This is a genomic window from Collinsella sp. AM16-21 (assembly GCF_003471905.1).
GTDB lineage: Bacteria > Actinomycetota > Coriobacteriia > Coriobacteriales > Coriobacteriaceae > Collinsella.
The window spans coordinates 1-17,795 of sequence record NZ_QRKJ01000024.1; the positions used below are offsets into that span (position 1 = coordinate 1).

At 53.0% G+C, this 17,795-nt stretch carries 20 protein-coding genes, 1 tRNA gene and 1 pseudogene; 19 read left to right on the forward strand and 3 right to left on the reverse strand.

Annotated features, from left to right (window positions below; genetic code table 11):
* From DW180_RS09775 to DW180_RS09825, 12 genes are all read left to right on the forward strand, one after another.
* Window positions 1-813 (forward strand): sugar nucleotide-binding protein (locus tag DW180_RS09775; RefSeq protein ID WP_118238498.1); only part of this gene is annotated, 813 nt, incomplete at its 5' end.
* A 24-nt stretch (window positions 814-837) separates the two neighbouring features.
* Window positions 838-1,929, forward strand: coding sequence for a non-hydrolyzing UDP-N-acetylglucosamine 2-epimerase (gene wecB / locus DW180_RS09780; RefSeq protein ID WP_118238499.1), 1,092 nt, complete (start codon window positions 838-840; stop codon window positions 1,927-1,929).
* An 80-nt stretch (window positions 1,930-2,009) separates the two neighbouring features.
* On the forward strand, window positions 2,010-2,735 hold the full coding sequence (locus DW180_RS09785) for a hypothetical protein (protein ID WP_118238500.1): 726 nt from the start codon (window positions 2,010-2,012) through the stop codon (window positions 2,733-2,735).
* A gap of 488 nt (window positions 2,736-3,223) precedes the next feature.
* Window positions 3,224-3,691 carry a hypothetical protein gene (locus DW180_RS10180; RefSeq protein WP_147357388.1) on the forward strand — a complete coding sequence of 156 codons (468 nt, stop codon included), beginning with the start codon at window positions 3,224-3,226 and terminating at the stop codon, window positions 3,689-3,691.
* Window positions 3,692-3,785: 94 nt separating this feature from the next.
* A complete protein-coding gene (locus DW180_RS09795; protein ID WP_147357390.1) occupies window positions 3,786-4,688 on the forward strand; it encodes a hypothetical protein in 903 nt (300 codons plus the stop codon).
* 20 nt (window positions 4,689-4,708) lie between these two features.
* Window positions 4,709-5,242: a hypothetical protein gene (locus DW180_RS09800; protein ID WP_118238503.1), complete on the forward strand. Its 534-nt coding sequence runs from the start codon at window positions 4,709-4,711 to the stop codon at window positions 5,240-5,242.
* 42 nt (window positions 5,243-5,284) lie between these two features.
* Window positions 5,285-5,407 carry a hypothetical protein gene (locus DW180_RS10685; RefSeq protein WP_255413437.1) on the forward strand — a complete coding sequence of 41 codons (123 nt, stop codon included), beginning with the start codon at window positions 5,285-5,287 and terminating at the stop codon, window positions 5,405-5,407.
* 282 nt (window positions 5,408-5,689) lie between these two features.
* Window positions 5,690-6,730, forward strand: a complete 1,041-nt coding sequence (locus DW180_RS10185) for a hypothetical protein (protein WP_147357392.1) — start codon at window positions 5,690-5,692, stop codon at window positions 6,728-6,730.
* Window positions 6,731-6,843: 113 nt separating this feature from the next.
* On the forward strand, window positions 6,844-7,650 hold the full coding sequence (locus DW180_RS10190; RefSeq protein ID WP_147357393.1) for an endonuclease/exonuclease/phosphatase family protein: 807 nt from the start codon (window positions 6,844-6,846) through the stop codon (window positions 7,648-7,650).
* Window positions 7,640-8,224, forward strand: a complete 585-nt coding sequence (locus DW180_RS09815; RefSeq protein WP_118238505.1) for a hypothetical protein — start codon at window positions 7,640-7,642, stop codon at window positions 8,222-8,224. The genes DW180_RS10190 and DW180_RS09815 overlap by 11 nt, the downstream gene beginning before the upstream one ends.
* Before the next feature lie 239 nt (window positions 8,225-8,463).
* On the forward strand, window positions 8,464-9,558 hold the full coding sequence (locus DW180_RS09820; protein WP_118238506.1) for a hypothetical protein: 1,095 nt from the start codon (window positions 8,464-8,466) through the stop codon (window positions 9,556-9,558).
* 252 nt (window positions 9,559-9,810) lie between these two features.
* Entirely contained in the window at window positions 9,811-10,743 is a 933-nt protein-coding gene (locus DW180_RS09825) for an FRG domain-containing protein (RefSeq protein ID WP_118238507.1), read from the forward strand.
* Window positions 10,744-11,236: 493 nt separating this feature from the next.
* On the opposite strand, the gene DW180_RS09830 is transcribed toward DW180_RS09825, so the two are convergent.
* The 3 genes and pseudogenes from DW180_RS09830 to DW180_RS10600 form a co-directional block, all read right to left on the reverse strand.
* The gene (locus tag DW180_RS09830; RefSeq protein ID WP_006235589.1) at window positions 11,237-11,434 is read right to left on the reverse strand and encodes a type II toxin-antitoxin system RelB/DinJ family antitoxin; all 198 of its coding nucleotides are present in this window, start codon (window positions 11,432-11,434) and stop codon (window positions 11,237-11,239) included.
* A 76-nt stretch (window positions 11,435-11,510) separates the two neighbouring features.
* The gene (locus tag DW180_RS09835) at window positions 11,511-12,290 is read right to left on the reverse strand and encodes an IS1595 family transposase (RefSeq protein WP_006235590.1); all 780 of its coding nucleotides are present in this window, start codon (window positions 12,288-12,290) and stop codon (window positions 11,511-11,513) included.
* A 27-nt stretch (window positions 12,291-12,317) separates the two neighbouring features.
* A pseudogene (locus tag DW180_RS10600) lies at window positions 12,318-12,371 on the reverse strand (hypothetical protein); the annotation flags it as partial.
* Window positions 12,372-12,520: 149 nt separating this feature from the next.
* On the opposite strand from DW180_RS10600, the gene DW180_RS09840 reads away from it, so the two are divergent.
* The 7 genes from DW180_RS09840 to DW180_RS09870 all read left to right on the forward strand — a co-directional run bounded on the left by DW180_RS09840 (window position 12,521) and on the right by DW180_RS09870 (window position 17,615).
* Window positions 12,521-12,787, forward strand: coding sequence for a nucleotidyltransferase family protein (locus DW180_RS09840; RefSeq protein WP_118238508.1), 267 nt, complete (start codon window positions 12,521-12,523; stop codon window positions 12,785-12,787).
* 198 nt (window positions 12,788-12,985) lie between these two features.
* A complete protein-coding gene (locus tag DW180_RS09845) occupies window positions 12,986-13,654 on the forward strand; it encodes a DUF3990 domain-containing protein (RefSeq protein ID WP_118238509.1) in 669 nt (222 codons plus the stop codon).
* On the forward strand, window positions 13,635-14,324 hold the full coding sequence (locus DW180_RS09850; RefSeq protein ID WP_118238510.1) for a helix-turn-helix domain-containing protein: 690 nt from the start codon (window positions 13,635-13,637) through the stop codon (window positions 14,322-14,324). The genes DW180_RS09845 and DW180_RS09850 overlap by 20 nt, the downstream gene beginning before the upstream one ends.
* Before the next feature lie 196 nt (window positions 14,325-14,520).
* Window positions 14,521-15,033, forward strand: a complete 513-nt coding sequence (locus DW180_RS09855) for a Fic family protein (RefSeq protein ID WP_158570982.1) — start codon at window positions 14,521-14,523, stop codon at window positions 15,031-15,033.
* 45 nt (window positions 15,034-15,078) lie between these two features.
* The gene (locus DW180_RS09860; protein WP_147357394.1) at window positions 15,079-15,867 is read left to right on the forward strand and encodes a DUF3825 domain-containing protein; all 789 of its coding nucleotides are present in this window, start codon (window positions 15,079-15,081) and stop codon (window positions 15,865-15,867) included.
* Window positions 15,868-16,005: 138 nt separating this feature from the next.
* Window positions 16,006-16,080 (forward strand) — tRNA-Val (locus DW180_RS09865).
* A gap of 371 nt (window positions 16,081-16,451) precedes the next feature.
* Window positions 16,452-17,615, forward strand: coding sequence for a hypothetical protein (locus DW180_RS09870; RefSeq protein WP_118238513.1), 1,164 nt, complete (start codon window positions 16,452-16,454; stop codon window positions 17,613-17,615).
* The last annotated feature ends 180 nt before the right edge of the window (window positions 17,616-17,795 follow it).

The window sequence follows — 17,795 nt, forward strand, 5'->3', positions numbered from 1 at the left end:
GTCGCCAAGGACTTCGACTTCTGCGACATCGACACCTTCGATATGTCCGACCCGGACGCCTACTCCAAGTACGACTGGTCGCTCTACGGCACCGTCATCAACTGCGGCGCCTACACGGCCGTGGACAGGGCGGAGACCCCCGAGGGCCGCGTGACCGCCTGGAAGGCCAACGCCACCGGGCCGGCCCTGCTCGCCCGCACCTGCGCCGGGCACGGGATCACCCTGGTCCACGTGTCCTCCGACTACGTCTTCGACGGCACCGCGGAGTTCCACACGGAGGAGGAGCCCCTCAGCCCGCTTTCCGTCTACGGCCAGACCAAGGCCGCCGGCGACATCGCCGTGGCCGGGTGCCCGCGCCACTACATCATGCGCAGCTCCTGGGTCATCGGCGAGGGGCACAACTTCGTCAAGACCATGAAGGGCCTCTCCGACCGCGTCGCCGACCCCGAGGACAAGCTGGACAAGGTCACCGTCGTGGACGACCAGCTGGGCCGCCTGACCTTCACGCGCGACATGGCCGAGGCCATCTTCCACGTGCTGGGCACGCACGCCCCCTACGGCGCCTATAACTGCACCTGCTCCGGTGCCGTGAGGAGCTGGGCCGACATCGCCCGCGCCGTCTTCGATGCCGCCAACGGCAACGGGGGCAAGGTCGTGCCGGTATCGACCGCCGACTACTACGCCGGCGCCGCCGGCCCCGTAGCCCCGCGCCCGGTCCACTCCACGCTCGACCTGTCCAAGCTCGAGTCCACCGGCTTCCGCATGCCCGACTGGGAGGAGGAGCTGGGGGAGTACCTGTCTAAGCCTCTATAAGCACTTTAGAAAGTGATTTAAGATATGAAGAAGGTAATGCTCGTCTTCGGTACCCGCCCGGAGGCAATCAAGATGTGCCCGCTCGTCAACGAGCTGAAGGCGCGCAAGGATGAGTTCGAAACCGTCGTGACCGTGACCGGCCAGCACCGCGAGATGCTCGACCAGGTGCTGCGCGTCTTCGGCGTGACTCCCGATCACGACCTGGCGATCATGAGGCCGGGTCAGACGCTGTTCGACGTGACGTGCGACGTTCTGCTTAAGCTCAAGGCCGTCCTCGAGGACGAGAGGCCCGACGTGGTTCTTGTCCACGGTGACACCACGACCAGCTTCGCCGCGGCGCTCGCCTGCTTCTACCTGCAGATCCCCGTGGGGCACGTCGAGGCTGGCCTGCGCACTCACGACATCTACAGCCCGTGGCCCGAGGAGTTCAACCGCCAGGCCGTCGACATCGTGAGCGAGTACTACTTCGCCCCCACGGAGGCGAGCAAGGAGAACCTCCTCGCCGAGGGCAAGCCCGCGTCCAGGATCTGGGTCACCGGCAACACGGGCATCGACGCCCTTCGCACCACCGTGCGCGAGGGCTACTCACACCCCGAGCTGGAGTGGGCCGAGGGCTCCCGCCTCATCCTCATCACGGCGCACCGCCGCGAGAACCTGGGCGAGCCCATGCACCGCATGTTCCGCGCCATCCGCCGCGTGATGGAGGAGCACCCAGACACCAAGGCTATCTACCCCATCCACATGAACCCGCTCGTCCGCAAGGCGGCGCACGAGGAGCTGGACGGCTTCGACAGGCTCCACATCATCGACCCGCTCGAAGTTCTCGACTTCCACAACTTCATGGCGGCGAGCCACCTCATCCTCACCGACTCCGGCGGCATCCAGGAGGAGGCCCCGAGCCTGGGCAAACCGGTGCTCGTCATGCGCGACACAACCGAGCGCCCCGAGGGCGTGGCCGCCGGCACGCTGAAGCTCGTCGGCACCGAGGAGGACGTGATCTACCTCGAGTTCAGCCGCCTGCTCAGCGATCAGGCCGAGTACGAGGCCATGAGCCATGCATCGAACCCCTATGGTGACGGGCACGCGAGCGAGCGAATTGCTGACGTGCTGGTGTAGTAGTTTTCTCTGAGCTGTTCTATTAAGCTGCTCTTATGGGACATAGATAATAAAGACAATGCCGACCTTGCCCCGCGTGCATGCGAGAGAATAAGGTCGGCATTGCTGCTTTTGGTGAGTTTTCTGGAACTGAGTTCTCAGATGAACTCTTAATGGGCACTGGATATTGCCCAATGGGTTACGGTGGGTGTGACAAAGTCAAAATCATTGCCCAGGAGTCCATTGAAGTTATTGATTGCTTTGAGGAATCTCGGTTTACCGTGCTGTCGATGAAAATAGGCAAGACCTATTTCGTTATTGCGGCCGCGCATCTTGTTGACCGTATGCTTTCAGCTGATTCGGAACCAAGGCTAATGGATATCCGCAAGATGATGGATGTGATTCACGGGTATGAAAATGAGCTATCAATTAACAAGACGATCGTTATGGGCGATTTAAATGCAAATCCATATGAGAAGGAGCTGCTTCTCCCCAACGCATTTACCGAGATGCTATTTAAAGGGTTAGTTAGAAATAAAACCGGAAGAACATGGTGCGGTGACGAATACCCCTTTCTGTATAAACCGACAATTCATTGGTTATTGGAGGAGCTGAAGAACTACGGATCCTTTTACTATTCCGGAGATTGCACCAACCCAATTTGGAACTGTTATGACCAAGCCCTGGTAGGCCCAGAATTGATGGACTCCATTAATTCCTATAGCTATCTAAAGAAGATAGGGAATAGGGACTTGATTGCAAAAGTTCCTCTCAACAGCAAGATAAGCGACCATTTGCCGCTGTTAGTTGATATCCATTTGAGTTAGGTGGGTTATTTATGCCTCCCAGTGAAAACCCGTGGTTAGAGGTGCTTTCTCAGCCTCAACATAGATCAACAGGAGGCATATGCGGCGATCTTGCAAAGATCTACGACCGTTATAAATTCGTAGAGGCCGAGCCGTGCAATATCACAATACAAGACGATGAAGATCTCGACCTTGTGTTCAAACAACTTCTAAAGAGCGAAAAACTGAGCTACATCTGCAGCAGACTGATGAACGAGACATCATGGCTGGGTTATTTGCGAACTTATCAATCGGGAACTACTAATTTGCCGATCGCTGCCCCTGCTATCTATCTATGTTGCAGCTTACTATGGGTTGGCACTAAACATGAGCCGTAGGAAGCGGATCGCTGACAGCTGCGATGTAACGGGACTTTCATCCTGAATCTAAGAACGAATTTGGAGCAATTTTAGGATTAAACTGGATACAGTAGACGAAAGGGTCATGCTTTCATTTGAGGAGGGCATTCATTGAGCGACAATTTAGATAATGAAGTTGAGTATGCACGATCACTTGCAAACGCCTTCCGCATGGCGATTAGCCGTGCCCAAGAGTCCGGTGAACTTTCTCGCACTGTAATCGCGTCCTTTCCAAGAGCTTGTTGCGGATATACAAGCGATTTACTGCAAAGGTACCTAAGCGAGCATGGCATCAAAACATGGTATGCATCTGGAACGTATCGCGACTCTTCAACAAATGATTCGCAGTCCCATGCTTGGCTTAAACTTGCCGATGGCACTGTAATCGATATTACCGGAGACCAATTTCGCTTTGAGCCGCATCCCTTAATGAATGATTGCCCAGTGTACTGTGACGAGCCGAACGAGTTCTTCAATCTTTTTGAACTCGATCCGCCTTGTGAATACGAGGTCTCATTTTCAAAGGATGTCTTACGCAAAGAACAAGAAGCGTACGATATTGTCTGCAAGTTTCTTTAGCCCGTATGCCCGAATCTATATCGCTGCAACGTGTGTTTTTAGCAATTGCCGTTGATTCTGAATTGGGATGAATTAAGCACTAGGTTGTGATTCTATGCCTGTTACTTCTCGAAGGACACTTGTTGCTTATAAACTGACTTGTCATGAAGCTCGCAAGCCCGACAAGCTGTTTGAGCTCGATTCACTCTATAAAGGTGGATTCACTCGAGCGTTCGTTGAATTTTGCGGATCAGACCAAGGTGCAATCCAGCAAAAGGATGTTGGGAAATACTGCCATCTTGAAAAGCCAAAAGTTCAAGATGAAGGTGTTCTGCTTGAACTTCAATCTGGTTCAAACGGTGAAGATTTTGCCATTCTTGATCCTGGATCAGATTCCATAGTTGGTGAATATGATAGCGAAAAGGCACCCATGGTTCGTTCGAGGGTATATCTTAGAAATCCTGTTGGAAACTATGCAATTTTATGCGTTGAACATGTAAACGGATCTGCCGGTGACACGTTTCTGAAGGCGCCATTTAAGAACTGGTTAAAAGCGGCGGTCCCAGGATGTCTTTTAGATTGGGAGCCTATAGCAGAAGAAGAATCGCTTGATGCCTTTAAGAGCATCGAAGATTTTGAAGTTCGTAAATATCTTAGGTCAAGCGACATGGCGGATTCGTTAATTACTGGTGCTAATTACATTTCATATAAGTTGGCCCATAAGAGAAGGCAACCTTTTCCGATTGCCCTACTTAAAGAAGCTCTATCGGATTTCAACAAAGCAAAAACGATGTTTGGCCTTGTAGAATCTGACATAACAGATGATAAGGTCGATGTATTTGTTCGAGCTAATAGCAAGGATGGCCGAACCGTGCAATTCGACATTTCATCATCGTTTGATATGAAAATTAGAGAGCTCCTTAACGAACGTGGCGATGCTGTCCTCAATGATTCCGCATTTGTAAAGAGGTGCAACGAAAAGTGCGAGGTTATTGAGCATCGTCTTGGACGGGCTTAATTAATGAATGGCGGTTTCGTATGGGGAAGATTTCACTTAGGGGTTTATTTATCCGCTATTTAAGAACGCTTCATTCGGTTGACGACGACTCCCTTTATAAACCAGATATTTTCGTTCATTTTGTCATTCCTATTGGATTGTTTATTTGGGCAATGATTGAAACCGATAATGCCGCTACTGTTCGTTCCTATTTTGCAAATGCGATGACTGCCATATCGGTTATTTCGGGCTTCATGTGTGGTCTTGCAGTAATGATCTTTGAGCTTAGGATTAACTTGAACCTAAGTAATGGCGAACTGGGAGAAAACGCTCAAGAAATCAAGTTAATTGATGAGCTGTTCTCTGACGTGTTGTGGTCGGTCGTCGTAGGCTTTCTGTCGGTTGGTTGTATGGCTATATCCGGCGAGATTAACGATATCGCAGCTGTGAATAACCTATTTACTGCTTTCTCTCTAGCTCTATGCTGCAATTTTATTGTTGTTACCCTCATGTGTCTTAAGCGTATTGACGTGTGTTATCAAGTCATTTCTCGTTTTTGGGGGCGGAAGAAGTAAGGGGCATCTAGCCAGCTTCGACTACGTCGGCAGTCGTCTGCTGTGGACACCCAGCAGCTGCTGGCCAATTACAAGGACGTGCCGCAGAACCTGATCGAGACCATCGTGGATGCCAACCGCACTCGCAAGGACTTCGTCCCCGACGAGGTGCTGCAGATGGTGTGAGACCGCGTGTACGCCGGCAAGCCGAAGCCGGTCGTGGCCGTCTGCCGCCTGACGATGAAGTCCAACTCCGACAACTTCCGCGCAAGCTCCATCCAGGGCCTCATGAAGCGTGTGCAGACCAAGCGTAAAGTTGTACGAGCAAATACGATGACCTCATCATCTGAGAATGACAGAATTAGTTTTGCGTAAATGATTGAGCCCTCACGCTATTCCTGAAGCTGAACGACAAGTTTTACTTAGCATATAGAGCTAGCTAAAACATGGATATTAAGGAGCGCTTTCATGGATCATTTGAGCGAGATAATTACAAGCCCAGTGTACGTTGCTCCTTCCTGGCGCTGGAACGAAGTGCCTCAGTTTTCATTTTCGAACTGCAGCCTAGTTTCTTATATGCCGAATACCGCCTGCAGATTTCCCGTCACCAAAATCAGAGATTCTCTTGGCTCGTCAACAATTGAATGTCTGATTTCATTGGGACGTATGCAGGGGTCCTTTGAACGCATTGCCGCATGCTGGTCAGATTATGCAACCGCATGCACGGATCTTTTAATGAGATGTGATTTATCACGCGATGAGGCCATTAAAGTGAGATATAACGCCAACTGCACTGATTATATGCGCGACTGTGTTTACTACGCCCACGGCTTTATATCCAAAGCCCTTCGTTTTTCAGCGGTGGTAAAAGAATGCACCACGAGTATTAGCAGACTGAGCAGCACTTTGGCTAATGAGGTCCATTCATCTGATTGGGTTAAACTAAAAGAGATCCTCGAAGCTGAGCCATTTGTAGTTCTGCTTTCGGCAATACGCAATGCAAGCGAACATAACGACGGCTACATAAGTCCCGTCAACTATTCCTCACAAGATCAAACATTTCGACTTGCGATTAATCTTGAATCTGGAGTTGTTAGTGACAGGAACAACATATCGATGTTTCATCGTACTTCAATTAATCAAGATGGAAGAACCATGCTCGACTGGTTAGATTCATTCTGCCAAGAGCGATATCAACAAGGTGATACGCCTCTCCTGTCTTTTGCATCCTTCTATCAGATCGTTTCTGACTATATAGCCGTTGAGGGTCTGGCATTTCTGGATACCTTTTGCGCACTGTGTCGAACACGGACAACCGACACGTTTGATTTATTAGAACTAGTAGCGGATAACCATTCAATTGGGCTATTAGTTGATATGGCAAGAGGCGCGAATCCCAACGAAAGGCCATTCAATTGGTATATGTCTGATAGGTTATATCCATTAATGAACGTTGTGCAGTTTGATGAATTTGTGACTCACTTGCTGTTTTATTTTGTGACAGCATAGGGGCTCAGACTATGCCAGTTAAACCACAATAAATTAGTCAATGAAGAACACAGAAGCGCAGAGTATATTAAAGCTGTTAGGTTTTGAATTCATGAGGACAGCCGGGTGAGGTTTTGCGATTATTCTTTTGGAATTTAGCTCGCAAGAGCCTTGCGGATCTTGTCCACATTGCCGTTCAACTTTATGACGTTGATGTAGCGGCTTTTGCGGAGGCAGATCAAACTGACTTTCAGCGATTGACCGAATTACTTGGTGGTCGTTATCGAACAGTGGAATCCATTGACGACAGGACGAAAACGAAGCTGCTCGTCAAGTCTTCAATTTGTTCGCAGCAAGCCTCTGCGGTTATTAAAAATCTGACGTGCACATTAATTCTTGACGGCGTGCCCGTGAATACCTCAATTGTTCACTTGCCAGACAAGCGCAACGATCCGCAAGGTGATCATCGCGAGAGGATAATTAGAAAACTCGTTAGCGAGCTAAATACTACAAAGACGTCGTGCCCCGGCAGCTTCAATATGCTGATAGGCGATTTCAATTGCAATCCATTTGACCCCGAAATGGTAAAACTCGATTCCTTAAATTCGACCTTTTTCAAAGAGGTTGCAAAGAGACTGAAAGAAAGAGAGAGCGATGGGTCGTCGTATCCAGTGATGTATAACCCCGCTCTTGAATTTCTATCAGAGTCCAATTCTAATCTGGGTTCATTTTATTTGGGTTCAGGTGACGGTACCTATTATTGGCATTCGCTCGATCAAATCGTTGTAGATTGGCAGTTGGCGGACTGCATTATCGACTGCCGCTATCTTCGTCAAATTGGTGATACTAAACTTATTGTTAATTCACGGCCGTGTTCAAAGTACAGTGACCATTTGCCGCTTTTGGTAACTATGGAAATGGGGAAGTGTCATGGTAGGTAGCGAAAATTTCTGGGCGGACATTATTGATCAGCCCTTGGAAAAATCCGCCGAGAACGTTGAAGCAATCATGCAGGGGCAGTGCGAAGATGTGAAAGCTGCGTCCAGTGGCCTGATCGAAGCTCGTTTTGTAAAACTTGCCTTTACCACCAGAACAACTAGCAGTATGTGGTCCTCACGCGAATTAATGGAGCGTCTCACTGTTCCAAAAACGGAAAAAGTAGAGAATACCGCCCTGAATCTCACCGATGCGAACGATTCTTATTCGCCGTCCGATTATGCTTTCGACCTTTATACTTCGGAGTATAAATTTAGAGTACTGACAATGAGGTTAGGCGCCGTCTATCCAATCGATTTAGTCTTAGATGAAGATATATTCTGTCAAACCTGGGATTTATATACCGGGGAAATTCAGGTTTCGAAGGAAAATAATCTCATTGTTGTTCAAAGTGACGATGAGCTCAAAGATTGCCTGGAAATTATTATTTCTAAGAATGAGAAAATGAAGTTTGTCGTTCGTAAAATGATCGAAACTGAAAGAGCAATGCGTGTGAATGCGGGTGACGAGCAGCCTTAACTCGCCTCTGCCTAGAGGTTCGTTGACCTCTTCGATATGGGCTTGGATTTTACGGACGACCAATTAGCTTATGGAGGCTCCTCCTTTCACCGACTGACAAAACGATTTACACCTAAGTTTGGGGTTCGTTTACAGGCAATTCGTTCGCTACTCGCCCGATCTCGCTACACTATTAACTGCTGCTACCAGGTAGTTTTCTGAGGCAGCTTCCATTGGCTCTTGCGAAGATCGGAGCGGTTATGTTTGCTTCCGCGTTCCACACTAGCCGTCACTACATCCTGTTTACTGCCATGACCTGCCTATGCGTTTTGCTGGGCGGGCCTTCTTATGCCGCGGGCGCGGAGAGCCTCATCATCGCGGGCGCGACGTACTACGAGCCGGGCGTGTCGGGTCCCGGCTGGGCCTGGACCGATGCCGACCACCTGGAGCTCAACGGCTACGCGGGCGAGGCCATCGGCGCCGAGGGCGACCTGGTGCTGACGCTTGCCGGGCAAAACTCCGTGACGGAGTCGCATGCACCCAATGCGGACATCACGCTGTGCGGCATGGAGGTGTGGGGCAACCTGACGCTTCGCGGCTCCGGGACCCTGACCGCGACGGGCTCGCAGTGCGGGATCCACGTATCGCAGGCACTCGTGGTGGACGGCTGCACTGTCGATGCCCGGGCGGACGGGGCCGATATTACGGACGAGGCGGTCGCCGGCGTGATCGCAGGCGACATAGCCGTGCGCGGCGGCGGGCGCGTCGTTGCCGCGGGCGCCGGGACCGGAACGGGTGTGCGCGCCTACGGCGTGTATCTGCAAGATGCGGGCCTTGGCGATGGTGCGGCCGGCTGTCGGCTTTCTGTCGATGCCTCGTGGCTCGATGCGACCGGTGACGACGGCGGTGTTGCGTGCTTGGGCGGGTCGCTTGTGTCAGCGCGGTTTGTGGCGCCTGCCGGCGGAGCCTTTGGTGCTGGTGGCGTGGTGGATGCCTCCGGTGCGGTGGCACCGCATGTGGTGGTTGAGCCCGAGGGCGCCATGCCTCCGGCGGGGGAGACCGACAGGGGCGAGGTGCCGGGCGATGGCACGGACAAGTCTCCCGCCGATGCTAACCCAGCTGCAGGAGAGCCCACCACGGGGCCCACGGCAAATCCCTCGCTGAAGCCCGCGGCCACGACAACCAAGACAACAAAGACAGCAACCAAGACCACAGTCGCCAAAGCTTCCAAGCCCAAGGCTGCCACCGCAACAACTGCGGCGCTCCCCAAGACCGGCGACAACAACTGGGTCGTCGCCTCTGTGGCGCTTTTCCTACTGGGGACAGTGCTGTTAGGTGCAGCATTTCGCTGCTGAGACCCCGTTTAAGCGAAACCAGGGGAGAGGTAAAGCAGCTATTTCAGAAGCCTTTAGCCTTTTTCAAATTCATTTTCTTAGAGATTGGTGCCGTACCAGCCACCGCTGAGACGGCACTATTTCGTTTTGCTCTACAGCTTCACAATCTGTTACCGATGTTGAGCCTTACGCCCCATCTGCCAGAGCGATAAGATAATTGCAATCCAAATACTGCCGTTAATAAAGCTTCTTATTCCACTAAAGGATTGATATATGTCTAATGAAACTAAAATTGAGGTTGAAGATGTAGCCTCGTATATCAAATACATCAACGGACTTTCACCAACAATAAATGGTGACGCCAGAACATATGAATCTACATTTGTTTTCCGAGGACAAGGATCGACTAAGTTTGATCTTGTTCCGTCAATCGGAAGAGATAGCTATTGGCGTAAACCGGGATCGGACACCATTTCCCCTATCATAGGCAGCCTTACGCACGAGGCGGACATTATTGAAACTGCCTGCCGCATAATGCCAAATATCTTCAAGCGAGATTTGCTTCCGATTGATCTTTTAGCCTGCCTCCAGCACTACGGAGTCCCCACCAGACTATTAGATGTCACTTCAAATGCACTTGCAGCCCTCTATTTCGCCTGCGGAAATCTGGATGACGTGGGCGAAGTATTTATCTTTAGGCGACCGGGAGGGGATAAGCAGGAATATCCCATCTGTCAGGCAATCGCGGACTCGTGGCATCTGCTTATGAACCCTAAAGTGTTATCAGACTTTGCTTCACTTGCAATATCTAGACCATACTTTGACTATCAACGTGATCTAGTGCTTTCAAATTGCCCTGAACCAACCGATCAGGCAAAATGGTTTAAGGAGTGCTGCGAAGACACGTTATTTGTCTACGGAACTAGATATCTTGATAGACAGGCCGCTCAGTCGGGGCAATATATCCTTTTCCCAAATGACATTCGTGGTGAAGATCCTTATTTATCGTTTGAGGAATTCATAAGTCCACTACCCAAAGACAGCCCCGTAATAGCCGGTCGTTGCATAGTGCCATCTGAAAGGAAAAAATCCCTGCTTATCGAATTGGGCAATCTTGGCGTAACCGAATCCACGCTCTTTCCCGATAGTATTGAGAAGATCTGCGCTGGAATGGTGAGCGAATTTAAAAGAAATCAATATACGTGACGCCAAACGATCGGGTATTCGGAATATGCCCTTAGCATCCGATTGTCGAGACGCTTCTTAACGAATCTGGCTCGATTGCCAGGGCCAAATCGTTCTCATGGATTTGGTTTATCAATAAGGAACGAATCCACGACATAGATCCCGTCCAATGCGGCAAATGGATGTTCTTCTTCTCTCCATTCAAAACCGCCCTCATGGACGACATTGTCGGAACCGCAGTTCTTGACGGCGTCGTCGTAGAGGCCAAATACTCGAATCCCGAAACGCTCATCGCGGCGGGCCCGAAACAAGGTGTCTGCTGGATTTACCTAAACGGTAACGATAGAGAAAGCCATAGGCTCTGTTAGACCATGATTGACATTCTGCCCCAATCATCTTTTTGAAATTGCAAGATAATCGCCCCCTTGCCGGGTTTGAATCCGGCAAGGGGGCGATGTGCTCAAGATCTGTCGGGTCAATCGTGAGGGTCCCATCGCCCAAGTCGATTTGCCGACTATCTTGCCGTCTTCCCGTCGGGCACCGGCGCCTTGACCCTCATCTCGAACGGCAACCCGCCCTTCCGGACGGGCGCCCTGAGGAACGCGTTGACGGCGGTGGACATGGACAGGCCGAGCTCGTCCAGGATGGCCGTGGCCTCCTTTTTGGCCTCCGGGTCGATCCGGATCGTCGTGGCCGGTATATTCGACGGCATGGCTGCACCTTTCCTCGTATATCGCGATGCGACCATTCTACTGTCTCTATGCGGCGGCTTCGGTCCAGTAGTCCATTTAGGGCGGCAGGACGTTGAACATATCATGGATGCGGCTCCTGCACACGCCGTTGGCGAGCTGTCGCGCGACCGTGCGCTCGGCGGTGCCGGAATCGGTCGCCATGAAGGTCCGGCACCACTTGAACCAAGCGAGGTAGGTGCCGAGGTGCTTCGTCGACACGCCCTTAAACGGCTTCATGAAGGTATCGAGGAGCGAATGGACGGTGTTGATCCGGTTGATGGTCCCCTCGGAAGGGTCCTTGGAATCGTAGGCCGTGTGTGCGTCGACCTCGAGCTCCGCGAGGACGTCGACATAGGCGGACGCCTTGTCCGTCGCTACGACGGAAGCGGACGCGATGCGGTCCCTCAGCACGTCCATGGCGCGTTTCCTCGACAGGATGCCTCGTCCCGAGACCTGGAGAAACGTCTCGTTCGAGTCGTTCACGCCGGTCATGACGCAGATCTGCTCGCGCGACAGTCCGCGCCTGTGCACCTGCTTGCCACGATGTCGGGAGTGACGTGGCATCGTAAATGACCCCTTCGTGTGGTTGCCCTTGAACGACTCGGGGAAGTAGGTCTCGTCGAGCTCGCAGCCGCAGCCCCGCCCGGTCTTGAACGAGGGCGAGTAGGCCGAGAGACACTCGATGAGCCTGTGGCGCATGGTGTAGGCGGTCTTGAGGCAGACATGGCAGCGCCCCGCGCATTCGCGCAGGGGCAGCATGAGAACGAAGCACTCGGCATTGGCCATCCAGGTCTCCTTCGGGAGCCTGCTCGTCCCCAGGATGTGCCCGCTGCCCATGCCGAAGGTCCTGCCGCAATCCTGGCAGAGGTAACGCTGCTCGCCGTTCTTTGATTTGCCCTTCTTCACGACCGCGGCGGACCCGCAGCGCGGGGAGCGCTCGGCCTCGTAGGCGGAGCCGGCGGCGTTCGGTCCTGCTGAGGCTCGCGATGTCCCTCTTGAAGGTGATTACCAGGTCCTCGGCGTTCATGCTGCCCCGCGGTCTACGAGGCTAACGATATGGCGCCGTGATGACATATGTATGTCAATCTTGGTCTAACAGAGCCTTTTTATTTGGCTCGTTTGCCCGAGGCGAACAAACGCCCGATAGCGATATTGACTTGCGCCTAGTCTGCGGCAACACCATGACGTTCGGCACGCTTTACGAACTCACCCATGAGCTCGAGAGGGAACTTGGGCGAAAGGTTGATATCGTCACCAACCCACCAGAGCACATGCGCCCGGCATTCCGCAAAAGCATCGAGCAAGATGAGGTGCGTGTCTATGAAGCTCTGTAAGCAGGACGAGGCGTTAGTGTGCTCCGGCGTGATCAGCAAGTCTGAATTTTGTCGCATACTTCCGGACTCGGCGAGCCTTAGAAGCCAGTATTGAACTCAAACTCGGTTCCAGACACCCTCTTGCTATTTGAATACAGGTATCGCTCTAGCGATAGTATGTTATACTATCGCTAGAGCGATACCTGTTAGGAGACTCACGTGGAACTGTGGCATGGTTCTCAGAAAATCATTGAGACTCCCCAGCTTGGCCTGGGGAAAATCCATAACGACTATGGACAGGGATTCTATTGCACAGAGAGCCTCGACCTTGCAAGGGAATGGGCATGTTCGCGCGATGCCGATGGCTTTGCGAATCGCTATGAACTCGATATAGCCGATCTCAAAGTTCTCGACTTGCTATCGCCGCAATATTGCGTCCTGCATTGGATAGCGTTGCTCGTTGAGCATCGTTCTTTTCACAAAGATACCGCCATTGCCGCGGGGGCGTGCGAATATCTCCATGATCACTTTCTACCTCGGACGAGCACTTGCGACGTAATAAGGGGGTGGCGTGCGGACGACTCGTACTTTAGCTATGCCAGAGCTTTTGTAAACAATACGATCACCGTCGATCAGCTTGGACGATCTATGAGGCTCGGTAACCTGGGGGAGCAGATTGTGCTCAAAAGCGAGCGTGCGTTTAAGAGCGTTCGTTTTGCTGGATTTGAACGTGCGCAGCAAGCTCTGTATGGTCCATTGGCCAAGGAACGAGATGAAGCGGCAAGAGCGCACTACCGGGAGCTACTTGGCGAAAATCCATTTGAGGGAATTCGTATCGTCGATATCATTCGAGAGGGGATGACGGGCGATGACCCACGCCTACAGTGAGATATATCTCGAGGATGCCATGAGAACGCTGGGCGAGGCGGTCGATTTTGCCCTCTGTGACCAAGGGCTGACTCCAGCCGAGTTGACGGCGATCCTGTCGAACGCTCTTGAGATGAAACAGTTTGAGCGCGGTATGCCTCGCGTCGTCTGCGGCATGGCGGGCGACGAGCTCGCGCGCGATATTATTGCCCATGCGGGACTGACTCCCGTCGAATGCAGGGAGACCTATCCGTTCGACCGTTCGCCTCAGTATTGGGCGGGCTGGGTTTTGGCCTATACGCAATGGATGAGCAGCTTGGGCTTTAATAAGCTACTCGAAGTCGCTCCGCTCGATTGGATCATCGGCTCGTACCATCCGCTCCACGAGGCCTCCGAAGATAAATTCGCCCAGATTGTCATCGAAAAATGGAACAACGCCCAGGCAGACAAAAAGGGCCTCAAGGCGGCACGAAAGGCTGCCGGACTAACGCAAAAACAGCTCGCCGCCCAATCGGGGGTTAAGCTTCGCGCCATACAACTCTACGAGCAGAACCAGCTCGACCTACGCCGTGCCTCGGTTTCCTCGGCATTGGCGCTTGCAGACACCCTAAACTGCACCATCGAAGACCTCGTCTGGCAACCGATTGCTCTGGAGTACGACTCGCAGGCTATTTCGTCTGTAAAGCTATAGAGGAGTCAGACATGCCTTGGAGCTATGTTCAACAAGATGACGGCGCTGATTGCGTTGCTCAAGAAGATCATTCAACTGCGCACGTGGCAAATTCAGCATCACCGATTTTGCTCGGCGGTACCACGTCAATCGACGAAGCTATTCGGCTGACCATTTCGAACATGCCCAACGCGCTCAGGCTCTTAGAGAACTCATGATGGCGGACACGAAGCGGGGAGCGCATCCGTTCGCGCCGCTCGTGCTCGATGATGCCGGTTCGCTCGAAGATATGGCCGCGGCCGTGATGCGCCTGCACAGTACGCTGATGACGGTCGGGCGCTGCTATACAACCGACGCCACAGGCGACCGGGCCGCGCTTGAGCTTGGACGCGTCGAGTCCGTGCTTGCGGGTGCATTCTGTACGATATTCGGTCAATCGCCGGCCGATCGCTTCGCAGACATCTTTGACCAGGTCACCTACGTGGCCGAGCACATGGTCAAGGACCACATCTTTGAAGACGGTAACAAACGAACCAGCCTTGTCTTTGCGTTGTCCGTCTTAAGGTTCGCAGGCACTCCGGTCGTGCTGTCTGACAGCCCCGAACCAAAAGACAACCAGTACTACGCCTGGATCCAGGACCTCGTTTCCAGTCGCCGCACGAACAGCGAGATAGCCGAAGAGCTGCGCTGCGGATTCGTTGCGGGCACTGGCGATCTGTCGCTCGTATAGAATCTAAGCATCCGCACGCCGGTTAATGAATTGATTGGACACCACATGGAACTCCCTAGCTCCCTGTGCAGTAATGTGTACGACTTCGCGTTTTGCCCCGAGCCCTGCTACGACCGCCTGGTCGATCTCGCCGACCCCGAGGACTGGGGTCCCGGCAACCGCATCCTCAAAAACTACCTGTCGTTTTCGTTTAGCCGCGCGGTGTTCCTGACCGAGCGCGATGTGGACCAGACCGCCCCGTCCAACTTGCCGCTGGTGTTCGACGAGGACCGCCGCCTGTTCAACACCGGCCTGTACACGCGCCGCTACGAGACCATCTACGGCCTGTTTGAGCCCAACACCAAGCCCGACGCGCGCCAGCGCTGGTTTTTGAAGGGCTTCTTTAAGGAGAGCGACCCCATGCTGGTCTCGTTTGAGTACTTGCCGTGCCGCGTGCGCTTTGCCGAGGACCCCTCCGAGCTGGTCTTTGACTACCGCCTGCCCATCCGCTCCAACATCGACCACATTCTGGGCGACGAGGAAAACCTCACGCGTATTCCCGCTAGCCTGATGGGGGAGAGCAACTCGCTGCTGCTGCGCCGCGCCTTTGAGGGAACCGTCGTCGAGGCCGCCCGACGCGCCGCCGCCAATTACACGCTCGCCGTGCCGCAATTCTACGGCGGCCGGATCCAGCTGCTCTTGCCGCTGTGCCTGACCGGCGACAAGCCCGAGCTGGCGTTGACCATCCAGCGCGAGGACGGTTTCTACGCCGCACGCACCTGCCTCACGCTCGACATGGCTTACAACAACGCGCGACTTATCTGCCGTCCCGAGACCTCGTGGATTAAACGATAAAGGGTGGTTTAGCTGCTGTTTTACCCATTGCTTTGGTTGCTTTGGCTTGGCTAGCACTCACGAATTTAAAATCGAGGGCAAAAAGTTCTTGGTAAACCACGTACGGCTATGATAGTATCTCTTTTGCCGAAAGGCGACGGGCGATTGGCTCAGGGGTAGAGCATATCCTTCACACGGATGGGGTCACAAGTTCGAATCTTGTATCGCCCACCATCAAAAGCACAGGTCAGAGGTATTAAGCCTCTGGCCTTTTTCGTTTTGACACCAAGGCTGACACCAAAAACAAATTTCAGTCGTCTAAGGCGTCATTTTTTTATCGCACCCTTTTATTGACGCCATTGCCCGTTTTGTATAAAACGCATGCGTATTTTCATTGAATTCCCCATGTGATCCGAGCGCAAATGTGGAGACAGGGACCAGATGTCCAGAGCGTCTTCCAGCGGATTTCTATCACACGACGGTTTTTCGGCGGAACTCGTCAAGCTTTTGGTTTGCTTCCGGTACTTACACGCATGATGCCCCGGTAGATAATCGGCCATGTCCGCAATCCGCATGGCCTACGGCCGATACCAGGGGAGGCGCAAATGGACGAAATCGTCTGCGCAAACACCGCATTCCGCTACTGGCGCTGCCCACCGCAAGTGCGCGACCTCTACCCACGCCTGCCAAGCACCGAAGACGGCTGGCGTGCCCTATCCCAAGCCCCTTTCGTAACCGACGTCCTCAAGACCCCGATCATTACCACGACAGCGCCTGGTGGCGTTAACTACCATTCGGGTTTGCGAACGACAATCCACTGCGAAGACGCTTCGGGGGTGGACAGTACGTTGGAAACCACATTGGGCTTTAGGGTAACCAATCCGCTTGCGACGCTATTTACCATGGCGCGCTTTTTGTCTCCCATGGATCTTGTCCTTGCCATGTATGAATTCTGCGGATGGTTCTCCGTCTTTGAGCCCACCGCCGCTGTCGAAGCAGAGCTGCGCAAGGCCAAAGACACCGCCAAAAATGCCGCCAAAGAGGCCACCACCGAATCCCTCTTTGACCTCGATGAAAGCCAGGACGAAGCGCCATGGAAGCGCGTCTATGCGCGCGTAAAGGTCAAGGAACCTGTAAAGGGGCCAAACGGCAAAAAGAAATCGAAAGAGGTCACCAAGCTAAAGGGCACATCGCTTTGGATGAGAAAGCCGCTCGTCGAGTTACATGAACTTCATGAGTACGCCAAGAAGATGAAAAGCCGCAAATGGGGCACGAAGTTTTACAACGCCACGCAGATGGTGACGGGTATAGCTGCGTCCCCGCTCGAGGTGGCCGGAATTCTATTGCTGTCGCTTCCGCGCTTCCGCGGCGGGGCCGGCTTTCGAAACGTCTACGTCAACGACCTTACGCCGCTGACCGCATCCGCGCAGAGTATTGCGGGGCAAAATGTCTGCTACGGGGATATCGTGATCGTGAATCCGACCATAATGAAGGCGGGCATCGTGGAGCTTCAGGGAGAAGTCATCCATGGGACGGGCGCCGTTCTCGACCACGATGTCAAACGCATGACAGCGCTGCAAACCATGGGATATGACGTGTTTCTAGTTACGCACGACATGCTTAACGATGCTGACCAGCTTGATGCGATCGTTAGAAGTCTTTGTTCGCGCCTGGAATTGCGCTATAGGAACAAAACTGAGGCTCAAAAGACGGCGGAAACGGAGCTACGAGCCAACGTCATGTGCAATTGGCTGCAAATCGGTTGCTAGACGGTCGTTTTTCCCGCTCGCTGGCACCCTGGATTAGCCGCTCGGGATGCCTCCGCCACGAAAGCGGGCCATCTACTACTTTTTGACCCGACCCCTCGACCACAACCTTTGTTTCGCGAAAACCGCAAGCCGCCTACCTGCGGTTTTTATTTTGCCAGCGGCGGTGTGGTCGAGGGGTGC

Bases quoted from the DNA above. Each gene is read 5' to 3' on its own strand.
- DW180_RS09785 (WP_118238500.1), top strand. From the start codon at position 2,010: ATGCGAGAGAATAAGGTCGGCATTGCTGCTTTTGGTGAGTTTTCTGGA.
- DW180_RS09835 (WP_006235590.1), bottom strand. From the start codon at position 12,290: ATGGGCAGCGGGCACATCCTGGGGACGAGCAGGCTCCCGAAGGAGACC.
- DW180_RS09795 (WP_147357390.1), top strand. From the start codon at position 3,786: ATGCCTGTTACTTCTCGAAGGACACTTGTTGCTTATAAACTGACTTGT.
- DW180_RS10185 (WP_147357392.1), top strand. From the start codon at position 5,690: ATGGATCATTTGAGCGAGATAATTACAAGCCCAGTGTACGTTGCTCCT.
- DW180_RS09825 (WP_118238507.1), top strand. From the start codon at position 9,811: ATGTCTAATGAAACTAAAATTGAGGTTGAAGATGTAGCCTCGTATATC.
- wecB (WP_118238499.1), top strand. From the start codon at position 838: ATGAAGAAGGTAATGCTCGTCTTCGGTACCCGCCCGGAGGCAATCAAG.
- DW180_RS09855 (WP_158570982.1), top strand. From the start codon at position 14,521: ATGGCGGACACGAAGCGGGGAGCGCATCCGTTCGCGCCGCTCGTGCTC.
- DW180_RS09870 (WP_118238513.1), top strand. From the start codon at position 16,452: ATGGACGAAATCGTCTGCGCAAACACCGCATTCCGCTACTGGCGCTGC.
- DW180_RS09800 (WP_118238503.1), top strand. From the start codon at position 4,709: ATGGGGAAGATTTCACTTAGGGGTTTATTTATCCGCTATTTAAGAACG.
- DW180_RS09830 (WP_006235589.1), bottom strand. From the start codon at position 11,434: ATGCCGTCGAATATACCGGCCACGACGATCCGGATCGACCCGGAGGCC.
- DW180_RS09840 (WP_118238508.1), top strand. From the start codon at position 12,521: ATGACATATGTATGTCAATCTTGGTCTAACAGAGCCTTTTTATTTGGC.
- DW180_RS09850 (WP_118238510.1), top strand. From the start codon at position 13,635: ATGACCCACGCCTACAGTGAGATATATCTCGAGGATGCCATGAGAACG.
- DW180_RS09815 (WP_118238505.1), top strand. From the start codon at position 7,640: ATGGTAGGTAGCGAAAATTTCTGGGCGGACATTATTGATCAGCCCTTG.
- DW180_RS09860 (WP_147357394.1), top strand. From the start codon at position 15,079: ATGGAACTCCCTAGCTCCCTGTGCAGTAATGTGTACGACTTCGCGTTT.
- DW180_RS09820 (WP_118238506.1), top strand. From the start codon at position 8,464: ATGTTTGCTTCCGCGTTCCACACTAGCCGTCACTACATCCTGTTTACT.